The sequence below is a fragment of the Microbulbifer sp. SAOS-129_SWC genome (assembly GCF_039696035.1).
Lineage (GTDB): Bacteria > Pseudomonadota > Gammaproteobacteria > Pseudomonadales > Cellvibrionaceae > Microbulbifer.
Map to the genome: position 1 here is coordinate 35,363 of NZ_CP155567.1, position 21,808 is coordinate 57,170.

Here is a 21,808-nt window from a genome sequence, read left to right on the forward strand (position 1 = left end):
TACAGCACTGAGCGGCGCGCTCAGGCGCGCGCCGCGGTCACCTCGGTCGGCAGCGACTCCCGCTCCAGCATTGCCACCAGCCGGCCATAGAGCTCCGGGCTCGACAGCAGCCAGGCGGTTTCGCCGCGATCCATAAACGACAGCGCCTCGGCGGCGCTGCGCGCTTCGCCGAGCTTGGCGATCACCACCGCCTCGCGTGGGCCGGGGCTGCCCGGCTGCCGCGGCGGCACCGGGTCGATCAGCGCCAGGCGCCGCCGCGCCAGGGGCAGATTGCCGGCGAGGTGGTGTGGCCGCGGTGCCGCGGCGACGATATCGCGGTACAGCGGCTGCACGCGCGCGAGCGCCTGTTCGATGGCCGGGGCGGCGGCCTCCTCGGGCGTGCACAGCCAACCGCCGCGGCGCAGCAGGCGGCCCAGGGTTGGCGAGGCGGTGCAGTAGGACAGCGGCACCGCCAGCACCAGGCTCACGATCACCGGCGACAGCCACGCCAGCAGCTGCCAGGAGATCAGCCAGGCGGCGCCACCGAGGGCAATGCCGACGGCCATGTGCAGCCGGTGGCGGCGCCACACGTCCCGCCACGGCAGGCTGCCGTCTTCACGGCGCTGCGGATTCCAGCCGCCATCGCTACCCAGCAGCACCGATACCACCGCGCCGCAGTGGATCAGCATCATCACCGGCGCGATCAGGGCCGACAGCAGCAGTTCCAGGACAAAGCTTTTCGCCAGGCCGAGGGTACCGCCGCTGCCGCGACGGCTGCGCGCTTCCAGCAGCGAACTGGCGAAGCCGAGGATCTTGGGCGTGAACAGCACCAGCATGGTGGTGGAAAACAGCCGCAGGGCGCGCTCGGCATCGAGCACCGGCCAGGCCGGAAACAGCGTCGAGCCGTTGGCGAAATAGTCCGGCGGAATAAAGTGGGCCTGCAGTGTCAGCGCGAAACCGGACAGGACCAGCAGCAGCCACAGCGGCGAACTCAGGTACGACATGATGCCGGTCAGCAGGTGCATGCGGCTGACCCAGGACAGCCCGCGGGTTGGCAGTATCCGCGCGTGCTGCAGGTTGCCCTGGCACCAGCGGCGATCGCGCACCGCCATGTCGATCAGCGACGGCGGGCTCTCCTCGTAGGAGCCGTCCAGGTCCCAGGCGATGGTTACCGCCCAGCCGGCGCGCCGCAACAGCGCCGCCTCGACGAAATCGTGGCTGAGTACATGACCGCCGAACGGCGGCCGCCCGCGCAGCTCCGGCAGGCCGGCACAGTCCATAAAGGCGCGCGTGCGCAGGATGGCGTTGTGACCCCAGAAGTTGCCGTCCCGGTCCGCCCACCAGGCCAGCCCGGTACCCACTACCGGCCCGTAGATGCGCGCGGCAAACTGCTGCAGCCGCGCCATCGGGGTGTTGCCGCGGATCAGGGTGGGAATGGTCTGGATCAGGCCGGTATCCGGGGCCGCCTCCATGCGCCGCGCCAGCTGGATCAGGGTCTCCGCCTCGATCAGGCTGTCGGCGTCGAGCACCAGCAGGTGGTCGTAGTGACGACCCCAGCGGCGGCAGAAATCGGCGACATTGCCCGCCTTGCGCGCGCGGTTTTCGCGCCGGCGGCGGTAGTAGACGCGGTATTGGGCCCCGAGCCGGCGCCGCAGCGCCAGCAGCGCCTCCTCTTCCTGCAGCAGGATGTCCGGGTCGGTGGTATCGGAAATGAAAAACCAGTCGAACGAGTGGCCCTCGCCACCGGCGGCGATACCGCGGGCCATGGCTTCCACCGCAGCGAACAACCGCGCCGGATCCTCGTTGTAGGTGGGCATCAGTATCGCGGTGCGGCTGGTCAGCGGCTGGGTCAGCGGGGCGGGGCGGGTGCCGAACATGCGCACACAGAAGCCGGCCACGCCGGTGACGCAGGCCAGCGCAATCCAGCAGAAGGTAGCCGCGAATAACAGCAATACCACGTATTCCGGCCAGGCCACGGAGCCGGCGCGGAACACCATCCACATTTCGCCGATGGCATAGCTGCACAGCGCCAGCGTGGCGGCGAACACCAGCAGGCGCCGCCAGCCGCGCGAGCGCACGGCGTGGCCGTCTAACGGGGTGCGGCGGCTGAAGGATTTCAGATCCTGCGGCGGCATGGCGCCCGGCCGCTGCGCCGGTGTGCCGGCGCTCACGAATCGGGCACCCAGCGATCAACCCAGGTCTCCGCCTCGCGGCCATCGGCAAATTTCAGCTCCAGGCGCAGTTCCGCCACCGCGCTGCCGTCCGGATCCAGTTCGAAACTCACGCGGTAGCCTTTGGTGGTCGGGTTGCGCTGCACCACCACATTCTTGATGGTGCCGGTGGAGGCCGTGACTGTCGCCCCGGGCAGTTTCTCCGCCGGCGGCAGGCTCTCGGCGTAGTCGACCACGAACAGCCGGTTGGGTGTCGGCTTCTTGATGTCGGCGCGCCCGGAGCGCGTGCTGACCACGCGCACCGCATTGGACGCGGGCTGGGTGCCCCAGATCATGCGGTAGGCGAAGCTGAATTCCGAGCCGGCCTTGAGGACCTGCTGCGGATTCCAGTAGCTGACGATATTGTCGTTGGCCTCGGACTGGCTGGGGATCTCCACCAGCGTCACCGCGCCCTTGCCCCAGTTGCCCACTGGCTCTATCCACAGGCTCGGGCGCTTCTCGTAGTGCGCCTCCAGGTCCTCGTAGCGGGCGAAGTCGCGTTCGCGCTGCATCAGCCCGAAGCCCACCGGGTCGGCGTCGGCGAAGGCGCTGACCTGCAGCTGCTTCGGGTTGGCCAGCGGGCGCCACAGCCGCTCGCCCTTGCCGTTCTCGATCAGCAGGCCGTCGGAATCGTGCACCTGCGGGCGATAGTCGTCGGCGTGACGGCGGTCGTTCATCGAGAACATGAACATACTGGTGGCGGGCGCCAGGCCGACCTTGTCGAGGTCGACGCGCGGGAACAGGGTCGCCTCGACATCCATCACCGTGTTGTCCCCGGGGCGGATGGTAAAGCGGTAGGCGCCGGTGGTGCTGGGGCTGTCGAGCAGTGCGTCGACGGTGATTGTATTGCTGTCGCCGGACGGCTTTTCAATCCAGAAAGTACGGAAAGCCGGGAATTCTTCCCCCGCCGGGTCGGCGGTCTTGAGCGCCAGGCCGCGCGCCGACAGGCCGTAGCTCTGGTGGCGCCCCAGCGAGCGGAAATAGCTGGCGCCCTGGAACACCGCCAGCTCGTCAAAGTAGTCCGAGTTGATCGGTGCGTGCAGGCGGAAACCGGAAAAGCCGATGTCCTTGCGCGGCAGCGGCTTGTTCATGACATCGCCGGTGGTGAAGAGGTCGGGGCTGTAGGGAATGTGTCGGGCCTTGCCGTTTTCGACCTCATACACCTGCACCGGGTTCTTGAAAAACAGGCCGAGCGGGAAGAACTGCACCTGGTAGGGCAGGTTCTCATGGGCCCACAGGGCCCGGGCGGGAGCGAAGCGGATATCGCGGTATTCGTCGTAGCTGATATCGGCGAGTTCCGGCGGCAGCGCGTCGGCCGGCGCCTGATAGGGCTTTTGTGCCAGATTGCGTGCCAGCGTCAGTACTGTTGCGCGGCTGAAACTGGCCGATGCATGCGCCTCGGTGGCCGGTGGCTTGCCGGATTCGGCGGCGGGCGCCAGGTTTGCCATGCCCGCCAGCAGCAACAGTGCGCTGAGCCTCCATAGAGTGTTTGCTACCGATCGATGCACATGACCTCCCCACCTGGGTAATTCCGTTGAAGTTGGCTGCGAGCCGGCGCAGACAGGGAAATTGCCGCGCCAGAGTTGGCGTTAGACGCCATCCGCCGCGGATTTATCCGGAACTAGTGCACAAAAATTGAACGATGGCGAATTTGGCTGCGGTTTCGGGCGCTAGCGGCGGGTACCGCGGTGTTGCGCGGTGGGGCATGGCGGCTGCTCAATGGACTCGCCGGCGCGGGTTCAGGCGCGCTCGGGCGCACGCTGGTCGCTGCTGCCGGTCGACAGGCGCTGGTGGGCGAGCAGCCCCAGGCACAGCAGGGATCCCGTTGCCGCCCCCCACAGGTGGGCGTCTGTGGCCACGGGTACCCCAATGAGCCGGGCGGTGGCGTCACTGGCGCCGACCAGTTGCTCCCACGCCACCTTGGCCCAGGTACCGGCCACCAGCAGGTAGCCGGTCCGCCAGCCGCTGGCGATGTCGCGGTAGCCACCCCAGATCACCAGGCCGTGCAGCACGCCGGATAGCCCCAGGTACAGCTGTGTCGCCGGTGAAAACCAGTAGAGTCCGAGACCGCAACCGAGCGCGATCAGCGCCACGACGCCGAAAAAATTCGCCGGGCGGTAATGGGACCGGTGCAGCACCCACAGCAGTGCCAGGCCGGCGCTGTTGAGGAGAAAATGTGCGGTGCCGGAGTGGGTGAGATGGCCGCTCAGCAGGCGCCACCACTGTCCCTGCGCAATCAGTGCCCGATCGTAGATCAGCGGGCCTTGCAGGCGCGCGCTCCACCACCAACAGGCGGCAATGGCGATAAACAGCACCAGGGGGCCGAGCAGTCCGCAGCGCCTCCGGCCGGTGGTGATTTCAATCATGCGGATAGGTCGAAAACAATAAAACAACTGCCAGTATCACACAGGGGGATGGCGCTGCGCCATCGACGGCGCCGCGTCACGGACAGTTGCGCAGCGCGGCGGAAAACCGCTGCACCGCCGGCACTTTTTCGTTGTGTATGAATTTTTCCGGCCCGGCAAAAACCTTGCTGGCCGCCAGGATGGGGGCGCGCTATTGTCGCTATCGATAGCGGCATCAGCGCAGAGCGCCGCGCGCCCGGCGGGGTTTTATCGGCTCTTGCGTGTTGCGGGTACCGCAAGGCCGCACCGTGCCGTACTTGTCTAATCTTCTACTATTCGTTAGATTGCCGCGTTTTCCCGCATCGCCAGTGTAAAAGAGAACAGACATGAGCAAGCCTTTTGTCGCCATTCTGATAGGAGCTGACTCCGACCTGCCGGTGATGGAAGCTGCCTTCGGCGTCCTGGATAAATTTGATATCCCGTTTGAGGTCAAAGTCTCCTCCGCCCATCACTCGCCCGACAGCACCCGCGACTACGTCAGCGACGCCGACCAGCGCGGTTGCGCCGCCTTTATCTGTGCCTCCGGTGTGGCTACGCATCTGGCCGTGGCCGTGTCGGCGGCAACACTCAGGCCGGTGATCGGTGTGCCCATCGATGTGTCCGCAGGCGACCTGAATACGCTGCTGCCGACCGTGCAGACGCCGGGTGGTTTCCCGGTGGCCACGGTTGCCACTGGCAAGGTCGGCGCGCAGAACGCCGCCTATCTGGCTGCGCAGATCCTCGCTTGCGTCGATACCGACCTGCACCAGAAGCTGGTCGACGAGCGCCGCGCCAATGCCGAGGCCGTCGTCGCCAGGGACGTGCAATTGCAGAAAGATCTGCAATCGCGCCGGTCCAGGTAGGCGGGATGAAGTTTTCCCCGCTCGCCGTACAGCAGGCCGCCCGCACCATCGCCGCCGGTGGCGTCATTGCCCATCCGACTGAATCCGTATGGGGGCTCGCTTGCGATCCGTTCAATGCGCAGGCGGTCGAGCGCTTGCTGCGCCTGAAGAACCGCCCGCTGGAAAAGGGCCTGATCCTGGTCTCCGGTGACGAGCGCGACTTTGGCGCATTGTTGGACAATCTCTCCGGCGCGCAGCTGCAACAGCTGCACGCCACCTGGCCCGGCCCGGTTACCTGGCTGGTGCCGCATTTCGGCCGCGTCCCCGCCTGGATCAGTGGTGCCCACCACTCGGTGGCGCTGCGCTGCACCGATCACCCGTTTACCGCGGCACTGACGCGTGCCTACGGCGGTGCTATTGTGTCCACCTCCGCGAATCCCGCCGGCAGCCAGGCGGCGCGGCACAAGTATCAGGTGCTGCGTTATTTTGGCGACGAACTGGATTTTGTCGGTGGCGGTGCCACCGGCGGTCGCCGCGCCCCCAGCGAGATCCGCGACCTGATCAGCGGCGGCGTGGTGCGCCCGAGCTAGACACCCATCCCCTCACAGCAAACGATTGATCCCGCATGAGCCAAGTCGACCCCAACGCCGTCAAACAGTACCTGCTCGACCTGCAGGAGCGTATCTGCAGCGCCCTCGAGAATGAGGACGGCGGCCGCTTCCGCGAGGACAGCTGGGAGCGCCCGGGCGGCGGCGGTGGCCGTACGCGGGTGCTGGAGGAGGGCGACCTGATCGAGAAGGGCGGGGTGAATTTCTCCCATGTGTTCGGCGACGGCCTGCCGCCCTCGGCCACCGCCGGCCGCCCGGAACTGGCCGGACGCTCGTTCCAGGCCATGGGCGTATCGCTGGTCATCCACCCGCGCAATCCCTACGTGCCCACCAGCCACGCCAATGTGCGGCTGTTCGTGGCGGAAAAGCCCGGCGCCGAGCCGGTGTGGTGGTTCGGCGGCGGCTACGACCTGACGCCGTATTACGGCGTTCACGAAGATGTGGTGCACTGGCACCAGACCGCGAAGGACGCGCTGGCGCCGTTTGGCACCGGGGTCTATCCGCGATTCAAGAAATGGTGCGACGACTACTTTTTCCTCAAGCATCGCAATGAGGCGCGCGGGGTCGGCGGCCTGTTCTTTGACGATTTCAACGACGGCGGCTTCGACAACGCCTTTGCGCTGATGCGCGCCGTCGGCGACAGCTACCTCGACGCCTACCTGCCGATCGTGCAGCGGCGCAAGGGCAGTGACTATGGCGAGCGCGAACGCGACTTCCAGCTGTACCGTCGCGGCCGCTATGTGGAATTCAACCTGGTCTACGACCGCGGCACTTTGTTCGGCCTGCAGAGCGGCGGCCGCACCGAATCCATCCTGATGTCACTGCCGTCGCTGGTGCGCTGGCGTTACGACTGGCAGCCGGAACCCGGCTCCGAAGAGGAAAAGCTGTACACGGACTTCCTGCCGCACCGCGACTGGGTCTGAGCCCGTCGCTTCATCATCCACGGAATATCGATTAAGGAGAGCCGCTGTGCACAAGGCGCGACTCGAACAGATCAACCGCCTGTTTCTCGACTACCGGCGCCATTTCGAAATCGGCGACGCGCAACAGGTCGCGGATTTCTACCGTTTCCCGCTGCACTACTATCGCGAGGACGGCAGCAAGCTGACCGTATCGCGCGACGAGTTCGTGCAGCATGTGGACAAACTGCTGAGCGCTTACCGGCGCCTGGATGTGAACCAGATTCTCGGCACCGTCACCGATGTGAACGAGTTGAACGAGAACAACAGCCTGGCGACCCTGAACTGGATTCTGCTGTGCCCGGATGGGGACAAGAGCACGGAGCTCTACAGCGCCACGACCCGCTACCTGCTCGGCGACACCGAGGACGGCCTCAAGATCGACGGCCTGATCCTGGTGGACGAGGCAGCCAAGATCCGTGGTGCGGTGCGCGCGCGCAAGCGCGGCGAGCGGGACTCAACACCGTGAGTGATCGCTACGCCGTGGTGGGTAACCCCATCGCCCATTCGCTGTCGCCACAGATTCACACCGCCTTCGCCGCGCAGACCGGTGAGGATATCCACTACGACAAGCTGCTGGCGGAAAAGGGCGCGTTTGCTGAATTTGCACGTGACTTTTTCGCCACCGGCGGCCGCGGCCTGAATGTCACGGTGCCGTTCAAGCTGGACGCCTGCGAGTTGGCCGATCGCCTGACCGAGCGCGCCAGCGCCGCCGGCGCGGTCAATACGTTGAAACTGCAGGCGGATGGCAGCTTGCTCGGCGACAACACCGACGGCGCCGGCCTGGTAGCAGATATCCGCGACAACCTGGGCTGGCCGATCGCCGGCCAGCGCGTGCTGCTGCTCGGTGCCGGCGGTGCCGCGCGCGGCGCGCTGTTGCCGCTGCTGGCGGAGCGCCCGGCGCTACTGACCATCGCCAACCGCACCGCCGCCAGGGCGCTGGATCTGGCGACGGAATTCGCCGGCCTCGGCGGGCAGGACTGTCCCCTCGGTGGCGGCGGTTACGAGACTCTGGTGGGCCACTTCGACCTGGTGATCAACGCCAGTGCCGCCAGCCTTGGCGGCGAGGTGCCGCCGTTGCCGGAGGATCTATTCGCCGCCGGCGGGCGCGCCTACGACATGGTCTACGGCGCCGAGCCGACCCCGTTTATGCGCTGGGCGCAGGCGCGTGGCGCCGAGGTGGCGGACGGCCTGGGCATGCTGGTGGGGCAGGCGGCGGAAGCGTTTTCCCTGTGGCGCGGTGTGCGCCCGGACGTGGCGCCGGTGCTGGCCGCACTGCGCACACGGCTGGCTGAAAAGTGACGGGGTAAACGGCCCGCCGCCCCGGCGGCGCGGGGCAAATGGCCGGCAGGGGTGCTTTCTTGCCCGGTTTTGGTATCCTCACGCCCCTGATTTGTGGCGGCCAGCGGTGCCGGTGTGGGCATTCTGCCGGAGTTTCCCCCCGGCGATTACCTTACCCTTTCAATATAAGCCGGTGGCGATAAGCCAGTCTGGCGCTCTTGCAATACTGGAGTTAAGCGTAAGTGAAACAGATTCCCTTCGAAAAAGTCACCATCGTGATGGGATCCCAATCTGACTGGCCGACCATGCAGCGCGCGACGGCGCCGCTGACTGAATTGCAGGTGCCGTTCGCCACCGCGGTAGTCTCCGCCCACCGCACACCCCAACGGCTGGTGGAATTCGCCACGACCGCGCACGAACAGGGCACCCAGGTGATCATCGCCGGCGCCGGCGGCTCCGCCCACCTGCCGGGTATGATTGCCGCGATGACGCCGCTGCCGGTGATCGGCGTGCCGGTGGAGAGCAAGTTCATGACCGGGATGGACAGCCTGTTGTCGATCGTGCAGATGCCCAAGGGTGTGGCCGTTGCGACTCAGGCCGTGGGTGCCTCCGGGGCCTATAACGCCGGCCTGATGGCGGCGCAGATGCTGTCGCTGACAGACGCGGAGCTGCAGCAGCGACTGATCGCCTGGCGCGAAAAGCAGAGCGCGCAGGTGCCGTTCGAAGTTGAATGAAGTCGATAATGAGAAATCGGCAATGAGTGAGGTTTACCAGAGATGAGCGTCAGGCGCGTAGGCATAGTCGGCTGTGGTCAGCTGGCACAGATGATGGCCCAGGAGGCCCGCCCGCTGGGGATTGAATTCAGCTTTCTGGCCGAAGGCGCAGAGGACACCACCTGCGTCGAGGGGCTCGGTACCATCGTGCGCGCCGCGGACGGCGTCGAGGGCGATAGCGCGCAAATAGAGTCGCTCTATCGCGCCATGGGCAGCCCCGAAGTGATCACCGCCGAGCGCGAGCAGGTTTCGGGCGCGCTGCTGCGCGCGCTGGAAAAGTTCTGCCCGGTGTACCCGCGTCCGGATGCGTTCGAGAAGACCCAGCACCGCCTGCGGGAGAAAAATGCCATCACCGCCGCCGGCCTGCCGGTGGCGCCGTTCGAGCCTGCGCACAACTACGACGAGATCTGTAGCGCGGTGCAGAAACTGGGTTATCCGGCGTTTATCAAAAGCTGCGAAAACGGTTACGACGGCAAGAACCAGTGGCGCGTCGACAGCGACGCGTCCCTCGAGGCGCTGCGCGGCCAGGTGCCGGCGGGCGAGTACGTGGTGGAGCAGGGCATCAACTTCTCCCGGGAAGTGTCCCTGATCGGCGCGCGCACCGCCGACGGCGAGGTGATTACCTACCCGCTGGCGGAGAACGATCACTATCGGGGTACCCTGCTGGTGTCCACCGCACCGGCGCCGCACGTGAGTGAAGAGCTGCAGCACACCGCCGAGACCTATCTGGCCACGCTGATGAACGCCTGGGACTACGTGGGCGTGCTGGCGATGGAGTGCTTCGTCACCGACGACGGCCTGCTGATCAACGAGCTGGCGCCGCGGGTGCACAACAGTGGTCACTGGACACTGGCCGGGGCGGAAACCAGCCAGTTTGCCAACCACGTGCGCGCGATTCTGGGCATGCCGCTGGGCGCAACCCACTGCGATCGCGTGGCGGTGATGATCAACATGCTCGGCGTCGACAAAAAGCCCGCACTGGCCAATGAAGGTGTGTGGCTGTACGGCAAGGGCCTGCGCCGCGGGCGCAAGATGGGCCACGTGATTCTGCTCGACGACACCCAGGAAGCGCTGGCCGCGCGTATCGACGCCATGCTGGAAGAACTCTACGGCGCATCCAAACGGCCCGCCTGAGGTCCTCTGTCAGCAGGGCCGCGACCCCGTCAGAAGGCATAGCCCCGTCAGCGGGCTATGCCGATCCCGCATTCCGATCCATCCCGAACTGCAAAAATGCATAACCGTTTACGGTCCTGTGGCCGGGATTTGGCATACTGCCGTCTATTCATCCTGCGGTTTATCAATCGTTGTTACGGACTCCAATCATAGGAAGTAATCAGTGCGAGAGTTTGTTAAAAACCTGTCCGTCTGCTTCGCCGCCGGCTGCCTTGGCGGCCTGGGGTATGCGCTGGCGCTGTGGGCCATGGGACACTACGGCATTACCCGCGCCTTTGCTGTAGATATCGCGCCGCACCTGTCCAACGGCTACATCTATCAACGGGTGGTTTGGGGCGGTATCTGCGGGCTGGTGTTCCTGCTACCGCTACAGAAAACCTGGTTCGCGCGGGGCTTTTTCCTGTCGCTGATTCCGGCCGGGGTGCTGCTGCTGTTGATCCTGCCGATGCACGGCTACGGTATCGGCGCACTGCTGCTGGGTACGCTGACCCCGCTGGTGATCGTGCTCGCCTGCGCGGCCGGCGGCATCGCCGGCTCCGGCCTGCTGCGCGCGCAGGGCAAGTAACCCGAGCCGACGGCAGGGCCCGGACTGCTATTGCTCGGGGAAAGCGTCTGGACACGTCTGCTGCAGGTACTCGTCCTTCAGCTTGACGTAATTGGCGGCGGAATAGCGGAAAAACTCGCGCTCCTTGTCCGTCAGCGGGCGCGCCTGTTTACACGGCGCGCCGACATACAGATAGCCACTCTCGAGTTTCCTGCCCGGCGGCACCAGCGCGCCGGCGGCCAGCACCACCTCGTCTTCGATCACTGCGCCGTCCAGTACGATGGCACCGATACCGACCAGCACCCGGCTGCCGACGGTGCAGCCGTGCAGGCACGCCTTGTGGCCGATGGTGACGTCCGCACCGATGGTGAGTGGCCAGCCCGCCTCGTTGAACGGACCGGCGTGGGTGATGTGCAGCACGGCGCCGTCCTGCACGCTGGTGCGCGCGCCGATGCGGATGCGGTGCATGTCGCCGCGCACGACCGCCATCGGCCACACCGAGCAGTCATCGCCCAGTTCGACATCGCCGATAACCGTGCACTGGGGATCGATATAGACGGCCTCGCCGAGTTGTGGTGATTTCTGCTCACCGCCGTGGTTGTGAGGGCGCAGTGGGGACATGGACAAGCTCCTGTACAATGGGCTGTCTATCATAGCCTTAGGGCTCGCGCAGGTATAACTTCTGCATTCGAGCGCATCTGTGCTCTCGGACAGATTTTTGCTCCTGCAAAATCTGCACTTCCGCCATCCATGGCGGTCGTGCGACGAAGTTATACCTGCGCGAGCCCTTATCATCCATCGAGCACAGGGTGTCCCATGTCCAATCCGTTGTTGAATCTCCCGCTGCTACCCGCCTTTGACCAGCTGCAACCGCAGCAGGTGGGGCCGGCGATCGAGTCGCTGATCGCCGAGTGCCGCGCAGTGCTGGCCGAGGGGCTGGAAAGCCCGGGCTGGGACAGTACCCTGGCACCGCTGGAACAGGCCCAGGACTACCTGAATCGCGCTTTTTCCCCGGTCAGCCACCTGAACAGCGTGCTCAGCGGCCCCTGGCGGGAACCCTATGAGGCGGCGCTGGCACAGGTCACCGCCTACTGGACCGAACTGGGCCAGAACCGCGATCTCTATCGCGTCTACCAACAACTGGCGGCGGCACCGGACTTCGCCGACTGGCCGCAGGCGCGGCGCAAGACCGTGGAGCTGGGTCTGCGCGACTTCCAGCTGAGCGGTGTCGGCCTGGAGGGGGACGCGCGCGCGCGTTTCGCCGCCAATAGCCGGCGGCTGGCGGAATTGTCCAGCCGCTTTGCCAACAATGTGCTCGACGCCACCAATGCCTGGAGTTACCACACCGAGGAGGAAAGCGAGCTGGCCGGCCTGCCGCAGACAGCACTGGCGACCGCGCGTGCCGCTGCCGAGGCCAAGGAGCTGTCCGGCTGGCTGCTGACCCTCGACGGCCCCTGCTTCCTCGCCGTGATGACCCACGCCGACAACCGCGAGCTGCGTCGCCAGGTCCACGTTGCCTTTGTCAGCCGCGCCTCGGATCGCGGACCCCACGCCGGCCAGTTCGACAATGCCGCGGTCATGGAGGAAATCCTCGCGCTGCGCGCCGAACAGGCGCAATTGCTGGATATGGGCAGTTACGCCGAGCTGTCGGTGGCCAGCAAAATGGCCCCCGATGTGGAGAAAGTGGTGGAATTTCTGCGCGATCTGGCCGCGCGGGCGAAGCCGGCGGCCGCGCGCGAATTCACTGAACTGCAGGCGTTTGCCGCGGAGCAGCTGGGCCTGGCGCAGCTGCAGCCGTGGGATATCGCCTGGGCGGCGGAAAAGCTGAAGCAGGAGCGTTACGCGGTGAGCCAGGAGGAGCTGCGCCCCTACTTCCCGTTTGACCGGGTGCTGCATGGCCTGTTCGCGGTGGTGGAGAAACTCTATGGAGTGACCGTTGAGGCGGATACCGCGGTCGCCACCTGGCACCCGGACGTGCAGTTTTTCTGGCTGGCCAAAGACGGCCAGCGCATCGCCGGTTTCTATCTCGATGCGTTTGCCCGCGAGCGCAAGCGCGGTGGCGCCTGGATGGATACCGTGTGTGTGCGCCGGCAAACCGCCAATGGCCTGCAACTGCCGGTGGCCTACCTGGTGTGCAACTTCTCCCCACCGGCCGCGGGTGCCCAGTCATTGCTGACCCATACCGAAGTCACCACGCTGTTCCACGAGTTCGGCCACGGTCTGCACCATATGCTCACGCAGGTGGACGTGGCGCCGGTATCGGGTATCAATGGTGTGGCCTGGGACGCGGTGGAGCTGCCGAGTCAGTTCCTGGAAAACTGGTGCTGGCAACCGCAGGCGATCGCGATGATTTCCGGCCACTTCGACAGCGGCGAGCCACTGCCACAGGCGCTGCTGGACAAGATGCTGGCGGCGAAGAATTTCCAGTCCGCGATGTTTACCGTGCGCCAGCTGGAGTTTGCGCTGTTCGATTTTCTGCTGCACAGCCGCAGCGGCGGCGCCAGCGCCGCAGAGATCCAGCAGCTGCTCGACGAGGTGCGGGGGCAAGTCGCGGTGGTGCCGGTGGCCGATGAAAACCGATTCCAGAACGGCTTCAGCCATATTTTTGCCGGCGGCTACGCGGCCGGCTATTACAGCTACAAATGGGCCGAGGTGCTGTCCGCGGATGCGTTTTCCCTGTTCGAGGAAAACGGCATCTTCGACCGTGCCACCGGCGAGCGCTTCCTGCACACGATACTGGAGCAGGGCGGCAGCCGCGACGCGCTGGAGCTGTTCACGGAATTCCGTGGACGCGAACCGAGCATAGACGCGCTGTTGCATCATTCCGGTATCGTGGAGCTGGAACTGAACACGGCGCCGGGCTGAGTCGCCCGTGCGCCGGCACCATTGCAGTAACGACATCGAGCAGTAGATAACGATGAACGAACACAAACCCCAAAAACCGAAAAAGCGTTTTATTGCCGGCGCGGTGTGTCCGCGCTGCAGCGCCATGGACCGTATCGTGAATTTTCGCGAGGGCGGGCGCAACTATCGCGAGTGTGTGGAATGCGGATTCAAGGACGAAATTCGCCTGCAGTCGGAGCCGCGCGAATTGAACACTCGCGTCAATAGCGAGGCGCAGCCCGAGGAAGTGGCCCCGGTAAAACTGATCGAGCCGGCGCCGGCGGCAAAAGTAAAAAAAGTGGTAAAAGGTCAGGGTGCGGACAAGCCGACGGAAAAAGGTGAAAAGCCGCAGTAAATTCCCTGTGAATCAAGCAACGCTACCGTAAAAAAATAATTGTGAAAAAACGTTTTCCACTGCTGGCCCTGCTGTTGCTGGTGGCTATTGTCGGGCTGTTTGCCCTGGATCACTATCGCAAAGAGCGTGCCCAGCAGCGTGAACAGACCGCCGGGCTGCTGGCCAGTTGCGTGAATCAGGGGTTGTTGTCGCTGTTCCGCCTGCAGGCCAATGACTGGCGTCGGCGGCCCGATTTCTTGGCGCAGCAACAGCGGAAGCTGGAGGATGCGGTGGCGGCGCTACCGGAAAAAATCCTTGCCGGCCAACCCTTTGCCGAGTGGCAAAACGCGGTCGCCGTGTGCAAGAAACTCACCCGCCACAGCGTCGTACAGCACGGCACTATCTTCCGCGCCCTGGATGATCTGGCGGCGCCGGCGATGACCGATAGTCGCACCTATAAAGATCCCGGCGCGCTCAAGCGGCGACTGCGTACGCTGAACCGGCTGCGCAATTCCGCCAAGGCCGCGGGCCGCTACCTGGACGACCTGCGCACGGATGTCCGTACGCAGCTGCAGCGCAGCGATCTGTCGGCGGCCAGCCGCGAACAGGCACTGGCGGAAATAAACCGCCAGGTGCTCGAGCACTACCGCCCCGGGCATTTTTCCGTGCAGCAGGTGGATTCGTACCTGGCGCGGCTGGAAAGCTATTACCGGCTGCTGGCGCAGCACCCGCGCGGCTTCAGCCTGCGCGGCGGCAGTCTGTATTTCCACGATATTGCGCTGCGCCGCCAGATAGAGCAGTTGAACAGCGCGATACTGCAGGGCGACGCAGCCTTTTACGCCAACTGGTCACAGATCGTCGCCCGGCAGCAGGGCGGATTTGACGCAGGGTAACGATTGCGCGGCGGCAGGTAGCGGAAAAGTAAACGCGGGGTGCGGGGAGATCCCGGGAAGAAGAGTAGCGGGCGGAATCGTGAATATGCGTGATACCGCCCCAAGGTGCCATCCTGTCGTATTGTTATCGGGATCTTTGCGCTGCTCAGTGCAGTGTGTCGGTATCCAGTGCGAGTATCGGCGGGCGCAGGCCGATCTGCAGCTCGCCGGCGAAATCCGGCCAGTCGCCGGGAGTGTCGGTGAAGCGCTGCCGGCACAGGATCAGTGCGACGATGCTGTCCGGTCCCAGGCGCTGGTTGCGGTAGCATTTTCCCAGCTGCACGCAGATGGCATCCAGCTCCGCGGCGAAGCTTTCTCCCAGCAGCTCCCGCACCACCAGGTTGGCCACCATCGGATCCATCGGCAGCAGCGGTACACCGCACACCGGCTGTAGCTGCTCGTTGATTTCCTCCAGGGCGCGGTGCGCCAGATAGGCGTCGTCGAGCAGTGCCGCCAGCCCTACCTGGTCGGGGTGGCGCTCCGGTGGCTCGGTAAAACTCTGGCCGATCACCGCGCGCACCGGTTCGAAGTCGATGCCAGCGGCCTCACACAGCTTCTCGATTTGCTGTAGCCACACCGGAACTGCCTGTATATAGCGAATCACAAAACTGGTGAGGTGCATGGGGCCGTCGTTTGGGGGAAGTCGAATACTGTGGTGGAGGTGGGGCAGGGACCTTCGCAGTGCGCGGAGAAAGCGACCCTTATGCCGTTCCAGGGTAACGGCGCGGTCGATACACTGTTGCATGATCAGATAGTCATCAGTCATTGATACCACTGTCAATTAACAACGGTGGCTCCCCCTTTCCGTCGATTTGCACCGTATCAAATGCACCGGGGCAATACCGCCTAACGCTGAAAAGAAGAGCTGTTACCGCTGCTCCAGTTACATCCAGCTTCTATTAGAAGTGTAGTAGCCATAGTAAACCAGTAGACCCACAGAGCGTGCACCAGTCCACAAAAATAGGCTAAACCAGACGCCATGGTTGCCCCAGGAGCGGGTAAACCACCACACCGGGAAGAAAATCAGCACGGTTGCGACAAACATAGTATTGCGCATCTCGCGACTTTTTCCCGCGCCGATAAAAATTCCATCCAGCTGATAGCTCCATACCGCGATCAGCGGCAGCGCGCACAGCCAGGCGTAAACACTCTGTGCCTGCGCCTGCACGGCAGTGAGATCGGTAAACAGTGGCAGTAGCCAGCTGCGACCGGTTGCCAGCAGCAGCGTAATCAGTATGGCCGTGGCCAGTGCCCACAGACCGGCGCTGCGCACGGCGGAGTGGAACATGCGTACCGATTTGGTGCCGATCGCTTCACCCACCAGCGCCTCGGTGGCGTGGGCGAAGCCGTCCAGTGCATAGGAGGTCATCATCAGCAGCTGTAACAGAATTGCATTCGCGGCCAGTACCGTGTCGCCCTGTGCGGCCCCCTGCGCAGTAAAGAAAGTAAAAGTGAGTAGCAGCAGGCAGGTGCGCAGAAACAGGTCGCCGTTGATGCGCAGTAACTCCAGCCACGGTGCCGCATCATGCTGTGGCTGGAAATCGGGCCGCCGCAGTCGCGCCGCCAGTGACTGCCAGATATCCGCCTCCACCCGCGAGAGCAGGCGCAGGCCGAGGATGAAAGCACAGATATCCGCGCACACGGTCGCCACCGCCGCGCCGCGGGCGCCCAGGTCGAAACCGACAATCAATACGAAGTCGAGCAGGATGTTGAGCAGGTTGGCGGCAAGCAGGATCAACAGCGGCGCGCGACCGTCCTGGCGGCCGATAAAAAAGCCCAGCAGGGCGTAGTTGGCCAGTGCCAGCGGCGCGCTCAGCAGCCGGATCTGCAGGTAGACATGCGCGTGGGGCGCGGCCTCGGCACTGGCGTTCATCCAGCGCACGGCGGAATCGAGCAGCGGCGCCGCCAGCAGGTTCAGCGCGGTGCCCAATAGCAGTGCCAGCAGCAGCGCGCGCAACAGCCAGTCGCTGCCGCCGTCGCGACTGCGCGCCACCAGCCCGGTGGTGCCCATGCGCAGGAAGCCGAATGCCCACAGCAGCATCGACATGACACTCGCACCGATGGCGACCCCGGACAGGTATTCGGCCGACGGCAGGTGGCCGAGAATCGCGGTGTCCACCGCGCCTAACAACGGCACCGAGATATTGCTCAGGATCATCGGCCAGGCGAGCTGCCAGACTCGCCGCCCGGAAATGGGATTGGACTGGGTCATTGGAGATTTAAATCGGGGTTCTGCGTCTTCACATGGAGGCGGAACGGAATTCTAACCGATCGCAATTGGTACACGTTGGCGATCTGGTAGCGTGCCGCGCGCTGCGGCAGGAAAGAAATAAGAGGTCTGTCTGGTCATAAATAGTTGGCGCCAATGCGCAGTTTCTGTTGGCGGTGTAATTGACTTTCCCCCGGCGATGTGTTCCTTTTAAGGCTGCAGTAGTTGCGACGAAATAAAGAGATACAGGTTGTTGGTTGTACCTTCCGGACGACGGCATCTGAAGTAAAAATCTTGATAAAGAATAACAAGTTGCACTGACGGCAGTATCGCGGGGAAAAGGCCCCGTCCAGTGTATGTAGTCTTGTGTTACTACAGCATGTCCACAATTTTTGTGTGGAATTGCTCCGCCTGCGGGTGGAGAGCTCCAGTTATCCGTGGCAGCCGATGGTTGATATAAAAACAATCACACGGAGATCTGTAGGCGATGTTGAAAGGCTTCAAACCGCTGTTCGCCTTGTTGGCCGCCCTTATGCTGACTCGTTCCGCCGTTGCGGAAGATCCGGGGCGCTGGGACACCAACATGACCCGCGGGGTGACACAGGTCGCCCACACCACCTACGACCTGCACATGCTGATCTTCTGGATCTGCGTGGCGATCGGTGTCGTGGTGTTCGGGGTGATGTTCTACAGTATGTGGCGCCACCGCAAGAGCCGCGGCTACAAGGCGGCGCAGTTTCATGAGAGCACCGCGGTGGAGCTCACGTGGACGATTATCCCCACCATCATTCTGGTGCTGATGGCGATTCCCGCCAGCAAAACCCTCTACAAGATCTACGATACCAAGGAAGCCGATCTCGATATCAAGATCACCGGCTACCAGTGGAAGTGGAAATACGATTACCTGGGTTCCGGAGTCTCCTTCTTCAGTAACCTGGCAACGCCCCACACCCAGATCGACAACCTGGAACCCAAGGACAAGCACTACCTGCGCGAAGTGGACGAACCGCTGGTGTTGCCGGTGCACAAGAAGATCCGTTTCCTGATCACTGCCAACGACGTCATCCACGCCTGGTGGGTGCCGGAGCTGGCGGTCAAGAAAGACGCTATCCCCGGCTATATCAACGAGGCCTGGACGCGTATCGACAAGCCCGGTATCTACCGCGGCCAGTGCGCCGAGCTGTGCGGCAAGGACCACGGCTTCATGCCGATCGTGGTCAAGGCGGTGCCCGAGGCCGAGTACACCGCCTGGCTGGATCAACGCGCGGCGGCGGCGGCCAAGGCCAGCGAGCTGGCCAAGAAAACCTTCACTTTCGACGAGCTCTATGCGCAGGGCGAGCAGGTGTACAACCGCATCTGCGCGGCCTGTCACCAGCCCAACGGCCAGGGCGTCCCCGGTACCTTCCCGGCCATGGCCGGCTCCAAGATCGCCACCGGCCCGATCGAGGCACACATGGACATCGTCGTGCACGGCTCGAAGAAAAACCCGGCCATGCAGGCGTTCGGCGAACAGCTGTCGGAGGTGGATCTCGCCTCGGTGATCACCTTCGAGCGCAACGCGTTCGGCAACGATATGGGCGATTCCATACAGCCCGTCGACATTCTCAATTTCAAGAATAAGCAGTAAGGCGGGGGAGCATTAGCATGGCACACGGACCTCAACCCGGATTCAAACGCTGGCTGTTTACCACCAACCACAAAGACATCGGCACGATGTATCTGTGGTTCAGCTTCGCGATGTTCCTGCTCGGTGGCTGCATGGCGCTGGTGATCCGCGCCGAGCTGTTCGAGCCCGGCCTGCAGATCGTCAAGCCGGAATTCTTTAACCAGATGACCACCATGCACGGCCTGATCATGGTGTTCGGCGCGGTCATGCCGGCGTTTGTCGGCCTGGCCAACTGGATGATCCCGATGATGATCGGCGCGCCGGATATGGCGCTGCCGCGAATGAACAACTGGAGTTTCTGGATTCTGCCGTTCGCATTTACGATGCTGATCTCCACGCTGTTCATGAAAGGCGGTGCACCCAACTTCGGCTGGACCTTCTACGCACCGCTGTCCACCAAGTATGCGCCGCCGAGCGTGACCTTCTTTATTTTCTCGATCCACATCATGGGCGCATCGTCGATCATGGGGTCGATCAATATCATTGCCACCATCCTCAACATGCGCGCCCCGGGCATGACCCTGATGAAAATGCCGCTGTTCGTGTGGACCTGGCTGATTACCGCCTACCTGCTGATCGCGGTGATGCCGGTGCTTGCCGGTGTGGTCACCATGATGCTGATGGATATCCACTTCGGTACCAGCTTCTTCAGCGCAGCCGGTGGTGGTGACCCGGTGCTGTTCCAGCATGTGTTCTGGTTCTTCGGGCATCCCGAGGTATACATCATGATCCTGCCGGCGTTCGGTATTATTTCGGCGATCATCCCCACCTTCGCGCGCAAGCCGCTGTTCGGTTACAGCTCGATGGTCTACGCCACCGCGAGTATCGCCTTCCTCAGTTTTATCGTCTGGGCGCACCACATGTTTACCGTGGGGATGCCGGTGGCCGGTGAACTGTTCTTCATGTACGCGACCATGCTGATTGCGGTTCCCACCGGCGTGAAGGTGTTCAACTGGGTCACCACCATGTTCCGCGGTTCGATGACCTTCGAAACCCCGATGCTGTTTGCGATTGCGTTCGTGATTCTTTTTACCATCGGTGGCCTGTCCGGCCTGATGCTGGCGATCGCGCCGGCGGATTTCCAGTATCACGATACCTACTTCGTGGTGGCGCACTTCCACTATGTGCTGGTGCCCGGAGCGATCTTCTCGATCACCGCCGGAGTCTACTACTGGCTGCCGAAGTGGACCGGCCACATGTACAACGAAACCATGGGCAAGGTGCATTTCTGGCTGGCGTTTATCGGCCTGAATGTGACCTTCTTCCCGATGCATTTCGTCGGCCTCGCCGGTATGCCGCGACGGATTCCCGATTACGCGCTGCAGTTTGCCGACTTCAACCAGATCTCCAGTATGGGGGCCTTCCTGTTCGGCGCCGCACAGCTGCTGTTCCTGTTCAATGTGGTGCGCACGATTCGCGGCGGCCGCAAGGCCAGCGGTGAAGTCTGGGAGACGCCGCAGGGACTGGAGTGGACGCTGCCGTCACCAGCGCCCTACCACACCTTCAGCACACCGCCGATTGTGCGCTGATCGGGGGAGCGGGCCATGCGCATGAGTGCCAACGCCAGAATTGCAGCCAAATTGATGGCGCTTGCCACCGGCATGCTGGCGTTCGCACTTTTTGCGATGCCGCCGCTGTACAACGCGTTCTGCGATATCACCGGTCTCAATGGCAAGACCGGGGGCAAGTACGAGGCGGTGCCCGCTGCGGTGGACAGAAGCCGGCTGGTAACGGTGCAGTTCATCGCCAGCAATAATGAAAATATGCCGTGGGTATTCCGCCCCAATCAGGTGTCCCTGAGGGTGCACCCGGGGGAGCTCACGGAAACCACGTTTTACGCCCAGAACCCCAGCGGTAAGGATATGGTGGCGCAGGCGATACCGAGCCTGGTGCCCTACGATGCCGTGTCCTACTTCCACAAGACGGAGTGCTTCTGCTTTCACCAGCAGGCACTGAAAGCCGGTGAATCGGCGGATCTGGCGCTGCGCTTTATCGTCGATCCGGACCTGCCGCCGGCCGTCACCACGGTCACCCTTTCCTATACTCTGTTCGATATTACCGAAAGGGTTGCCGCCAACCTCGAAACGGATCAAAAGAATACCGACTCCCAGCGAGAGGGATAAAAAACTATGGCCAGTGAAAGCAGTTACTATGTGCCCGTGCAGTCCCGGTTGCCGATCCTGGCAACCATCGGCCTGTTCATGATGGCGTTTGGCGCCGCCTACTGGATTAACGGCAATGGAGCATACATTTTCTTTGCCGGCGCCCTGACCATGGCGGGGGTTCTGTGGTCGTGGTTTGCGCAGGTCATCCGCGAAAATATGGCCGGCCTCAACAGCGCGCAGTTGAAACGCTCATATGTCTGGGGGATGGGTTGGTTTATTTTCTCCGAAGTGATGTTCTTCGCCGCCTTCTTCGGTGCGCTCTATTACGTCCGTAACTTTGCCCTGCCATGGCTGGGTGGAGAGGGGGACCGCGGTTCCTCCAACCTGCTGTGGCAGGGGTTTGAAAACACCTGGCCGCTGAAGATCACTCCGGATGCCGCTATACACGGCGACGCCGCCACCGTGGTTGGTCCCCAGGCAACCATCGATCCCTGGCACCTGCCGCTGCTGAACACCGTGTTGCTGCTGTCTTCCAGCTTTACCGTGCACATTGCCCATGTGCTGCTGAAAAAGAACAAGCGTAAAGCATTCAACCTGTGGCTCGGCGCCACCGTACTGCTGGGCGCCGGCTTCCTGTACTGCCAGGCGACCGAGTACTACGAAGCCTACGAACACCTGGGTCTGACTCTGCACTCGGGTATCTACGGCACCACCTTCTTTATGCTCACCGGCTTCCACGGTGCCCACGTGACCCTGGGCACGATCATGTTGCTGGTGATGCTGTTGCGCTCGGTAATCGCCCACCATTTCAAGCCGGATGACCATTTCGGTTTCGAGGCGGCCAGCTGGTACTGGCACTTTGTCGACGTGGTGTGGGTGGGGCTGTTTATCTTCGTCTACGTACTCGGTTCGTAACGCAAAAGAGA

21 protein-coding genes are annotated in these 21,808 nt (G+C 63.4%); 15 read left to right on the forward strand and 6 right to left on the reverse strand.

All coding sequences use genetic code 11. The features are described from left to right. Positions 1-20: 20 nt before the first annotated feature. From mdoH to rrtA, 3 genes are all read right to left on the reverse strand, one after another. Positions 21-2,150 (reverse strand): glucans biosynthesis glucosyltransferase MdoH, encoded by a 2,130-nt coding sequence (gene mdoH, locus ABDK11_RS00160; protein WP_346838297.1) that lies wholly within the window; start codon positions 2,148-2,150, stop codon positions 21-23. Continuing rightward, positions 2,147-3,697 carry a glucan biosynthesis protein G gene (locus tag ABDK11_RS00165; protein ID WP_346838298.1) on the reverse strand — a complete coding sequence of 517 codons (1,551 nt, stop codon included), beginning with the start codon at positions 3,695-3,697 and terminating at the stop codon, positions 2,147-2,149. The genes mdoH and ABDK11_RS00165 overlap by 4 nt, the downstream gene beginning before the upstream one ends. Positions 3,698-3,928: 231 nt before the next feature. Next, positions 3,929-4,555, reverse strand: coding sequence for a rhombosortase (rrtA, locus tag ABDK11_RS00170; RefSeq protein WP_346838299.1), 627 nt, complete (start codon positions 4,553-4,555; stop codon positions 3,929-3,931). 365 nt (positions 4,556-4,920) lie between these two features. On the opposite strand from rrtA, the gene ABDK11_RS00175 reads away from it, so the two are divergent. The 8 genes from ABDK11_RS00175 to ABDK11_RS00210 all read left to right on the forward strand — a co-directional run bounded on the left by ABDK11_RS00175 (position 4,921) and on the right by ABDK11_RS00210 (position 10,774). Beyond that, a complete protein-coding gene (locus ABDK11_RS00175; protein ID WP_346838300.1) occupies positions 4,921-5,436 on the forward strand; it encodes a 5-(carboxyamino)imidazole ribonucleotide mutase in 516 nt (171 codons plus the stop codon). A gap of 5 nt (positions 5,437-5,441) precedes the next feature. After that, positions 5,442-6,005 (forward strand): L-threonylcarbamoyladenylate synthase, encoded by a 564-nt coding sequence (locus ABDK11_RS00180; protein WP_346838301.1) that lies wholly within the window; start codon positions 5,442-5,444, stop codon positions 6,003-6,005. A gap of 35 nt (positions 6,006-6,040) precedes the next feature. Continuing rightward, on the forward strand, positions 6,041-6,946 hold the full coding sequence (gene hemF / locus ABDK11_RS00185) for an oxygen-dependent coproporphyrinogen oxidase (RefSeq protein WP_346838302.1): 906 nt from the start codon (positions 6,041-6,043) through the stop codon (positions 6,944-6,946). A gap of 46 nt (positions 6,947-6,992) precedes the next feature. Then, positions 6,993-7,451, forward strand: coding sequence for a hypothetical protein (locus tag ABDK11_RS00190; RefSeq protein ID WP_346838303.1), 459 nt, complete (start codon positions 6,993-6,995; stop codon positions 7,449-7,451). After that, positions 7,448-8,284, forward strand: a complete 837-nt coding sequence (aroE, locus tag ABDK11_RS00195; protein WP_346838304.1) for a shikimate dehydrogenase — start codon at positions 7,448-7,450, stop codon at positions 8,282-8,284. Before ABDK11_RS00190 ends, aroE begins: the two co-directional genes overlap by 4 nt. Positions 8,285-8,505: 221 nt before the next feature. After that, positions 8,506-8,997, forward strand: coding sequence for a 5-(carboxyamino)imidazole ribonucleotide mutase (gene purE, locus ABDK11_RS00200; protein ID WP_346838305.1), 492 nt, complete (start codon positions 8,506-8,508; stop codon positions 8,995-8,997). A 42-nt stretch (positions 8,998-9,039) separates the two neighbouring features. Further along, positions 9,040-10,170 carry a 5-(carboxyamino)imidazole ribonucleotide synthase gene (locus tag ABDK11_RS00205; protein WP_346838306.1) on the forward strand — a complete coding sequence of 377 codons (1,131 nt, stop codon included), beginning with the start codon at positions 9,040-9,042 and terminating at the stop codon, positions 10,168-10,170. Positions 10,171-10,372: 202 nt separating this feature from the next. Continuing rightward, complete coding sequence (locus ABDK11_RS00210; RefSeq protein ID WP_346838307.1) at positions 10,373-10,774, forward strand: hypothetical protein; 402 nt, start codon at positions 10,373-10,375, stop codon at positions 10,772-10,774. A 27-nt stretch (positions 10,775-10,801) separates the two neighbouring features. On the opposite strand, the gene ABDK11_RS00215 is transcribed toward ABDK11_RS00210, so the two are convergent. Continuing rightward, the gene (locus ABDK11_RS00215) at positions 10,802-11,374 is read right to left on the reverse strand and encodes a gamma carbonic anhydrase family protein (protein WP_346838308.1); all 573 of its coding nucleotides are present in this window, start codon (positions 11,372-11,374) and stop codon (positions 10,802-10,804) included. 195 nt (positions 11,375-11,569) lie between these two features. Between ABDK11_RS00215 and ABDK11_RS00220 the strand changes: the two genes are divergently transcribed. The 3 genes from ABDK11_RS00220 to ABDK11_RS00230 are packed head-to-tail and all read left to right on the forward strand — an operon-like array spanning position 11,570 to position 14,863. Continuing rightward, positions 11,570-13,618 (forward strand): M3 family metallopeptidase, encoded by a 2,049-nt coding sequence (locus ABDK11_RS00220; RefSeq protein ID WP_346838309.1) that lies wholly within the window; start codon positions 11,570-11,572, stop codon positions 13,616-13,618. A gap of 52 nt (positions 13,619-13,670) precedes the next feature. After that, positions 13,671-13,991 carry a YheV family putative zinc ribbon protein gene (locus ABDK11_RS00225; protein ID WP_346838310.1) on the forward strand — a complete coding sequence of 107 codons (321 nt, stop codon included), beginning with the start codon at positions 13,671-13,673 and terminating at the stop codon, positions 13,989-13,991. A gap of 41 nt (positions 13,992-14,032) precedes the next feature. After that, entirely contained in the window at positions 14,033-14,863 is an 831-nt protein-coding gene (locus ABDK11_RS00230; protein WP_346838311.1) for a hypothetical protein, read from the forward strand. A 145-nt stretch (positions 14,864-15,008) separates the two neighbouring features. Here the strand turns inward: ABDK11_RS00230 and ABDK11_RS00235 are convergent, their stop codons facing one another. Together ABDK11_RS00235 and ABDK11_RS00240 are read right to left on the reverse strand one after the other, a co-directional pair. Next, entirely contained in the window at positions 15,009-15,524 is a 516-nt protein-coding gene (locus ABDK11_RS00235; RefSeq protein ID WP_346838312.1) for a hypothetical protein, read from the reverse strand. A 261-nt stretch (positions 15,525-15,785) separates the two neighbouring features. Then, on the reverse strand, positions 15,786-17,114 hold the full coding sequence (locus ABDK11_RS00240; protein ID WP_346838313.1) for an MATE family efflux transporter: 1,329 nt from the start codon (positions 17,112-17,114) through the stop codon (positions 15,786-15,788). Positions 17,115-17,598: 484 nt separating this feature from the next. Here ABDK11_RS00240 and coxB point away from each other — a divergent pair, with 484 nt between their 5' ends. The 4 genes from coxB to ABDK11_RS00260 are packed head-to-tail and all read left to right on the forward strand — an operon-like array spanning position 17,599 to position 21,797. Further along, positions 17,599-18,738, forward strand: a complete 1,140-nt coding sequence (gene coxB, locus ABDK11_RS00245) for a cytochrome c oxidase subunit II (protein ID WP_346838314.1) — start codon at positions 17,599-17,601, stop codon at positions 18,736-18,738. A 17-nt stretch (positions 18,739-18,755) separates the two neighbouring features. Then, positions 18,756-20,306: a cytochrome c oxidase subunit I gene (gene ctaD / locus ABDK11_RS00250; RefSeq protein ID WP_346838315.1), complete on the forward strand. Its 1,551-nt coding sequence runs from the start codon at positions 18,756-18,758 to the stop codon at positions 20,304-20,306. A 15-nt stretch (positions 20,307-20,321) separates the two neighbouring features. Beyond that, the gene (locus ABDK11_RS00255; protein ID WP_346838316.1) at positions 20,322-20,900 is read left to right on the forward strand and encodes a cytochrome c oxidase assembly protein; all 579 of its coding nucleotides are present in this window, start codon (positions 20,322-20,324) and stop codon (positions 20,898-20,900) included. A 6-nt stretch (positions 20,901-20,906) separates the two neighbouring features. Beyond that, the gene (locus ABDK11_RS00260) at positions 20,907-21,797 is read left to right on the forward strand and encodes a cytochrome c oxidase subunit 3 (RefSeq protein ID WP_346838317.1); all 891 of its coding nucleotides are present in this window, start codon (positions 20,907-20,909) and stop codon (positions 21,795-21,797) included. Positions 21,798-21,808 lie beyond the last annotated feature (11 nt).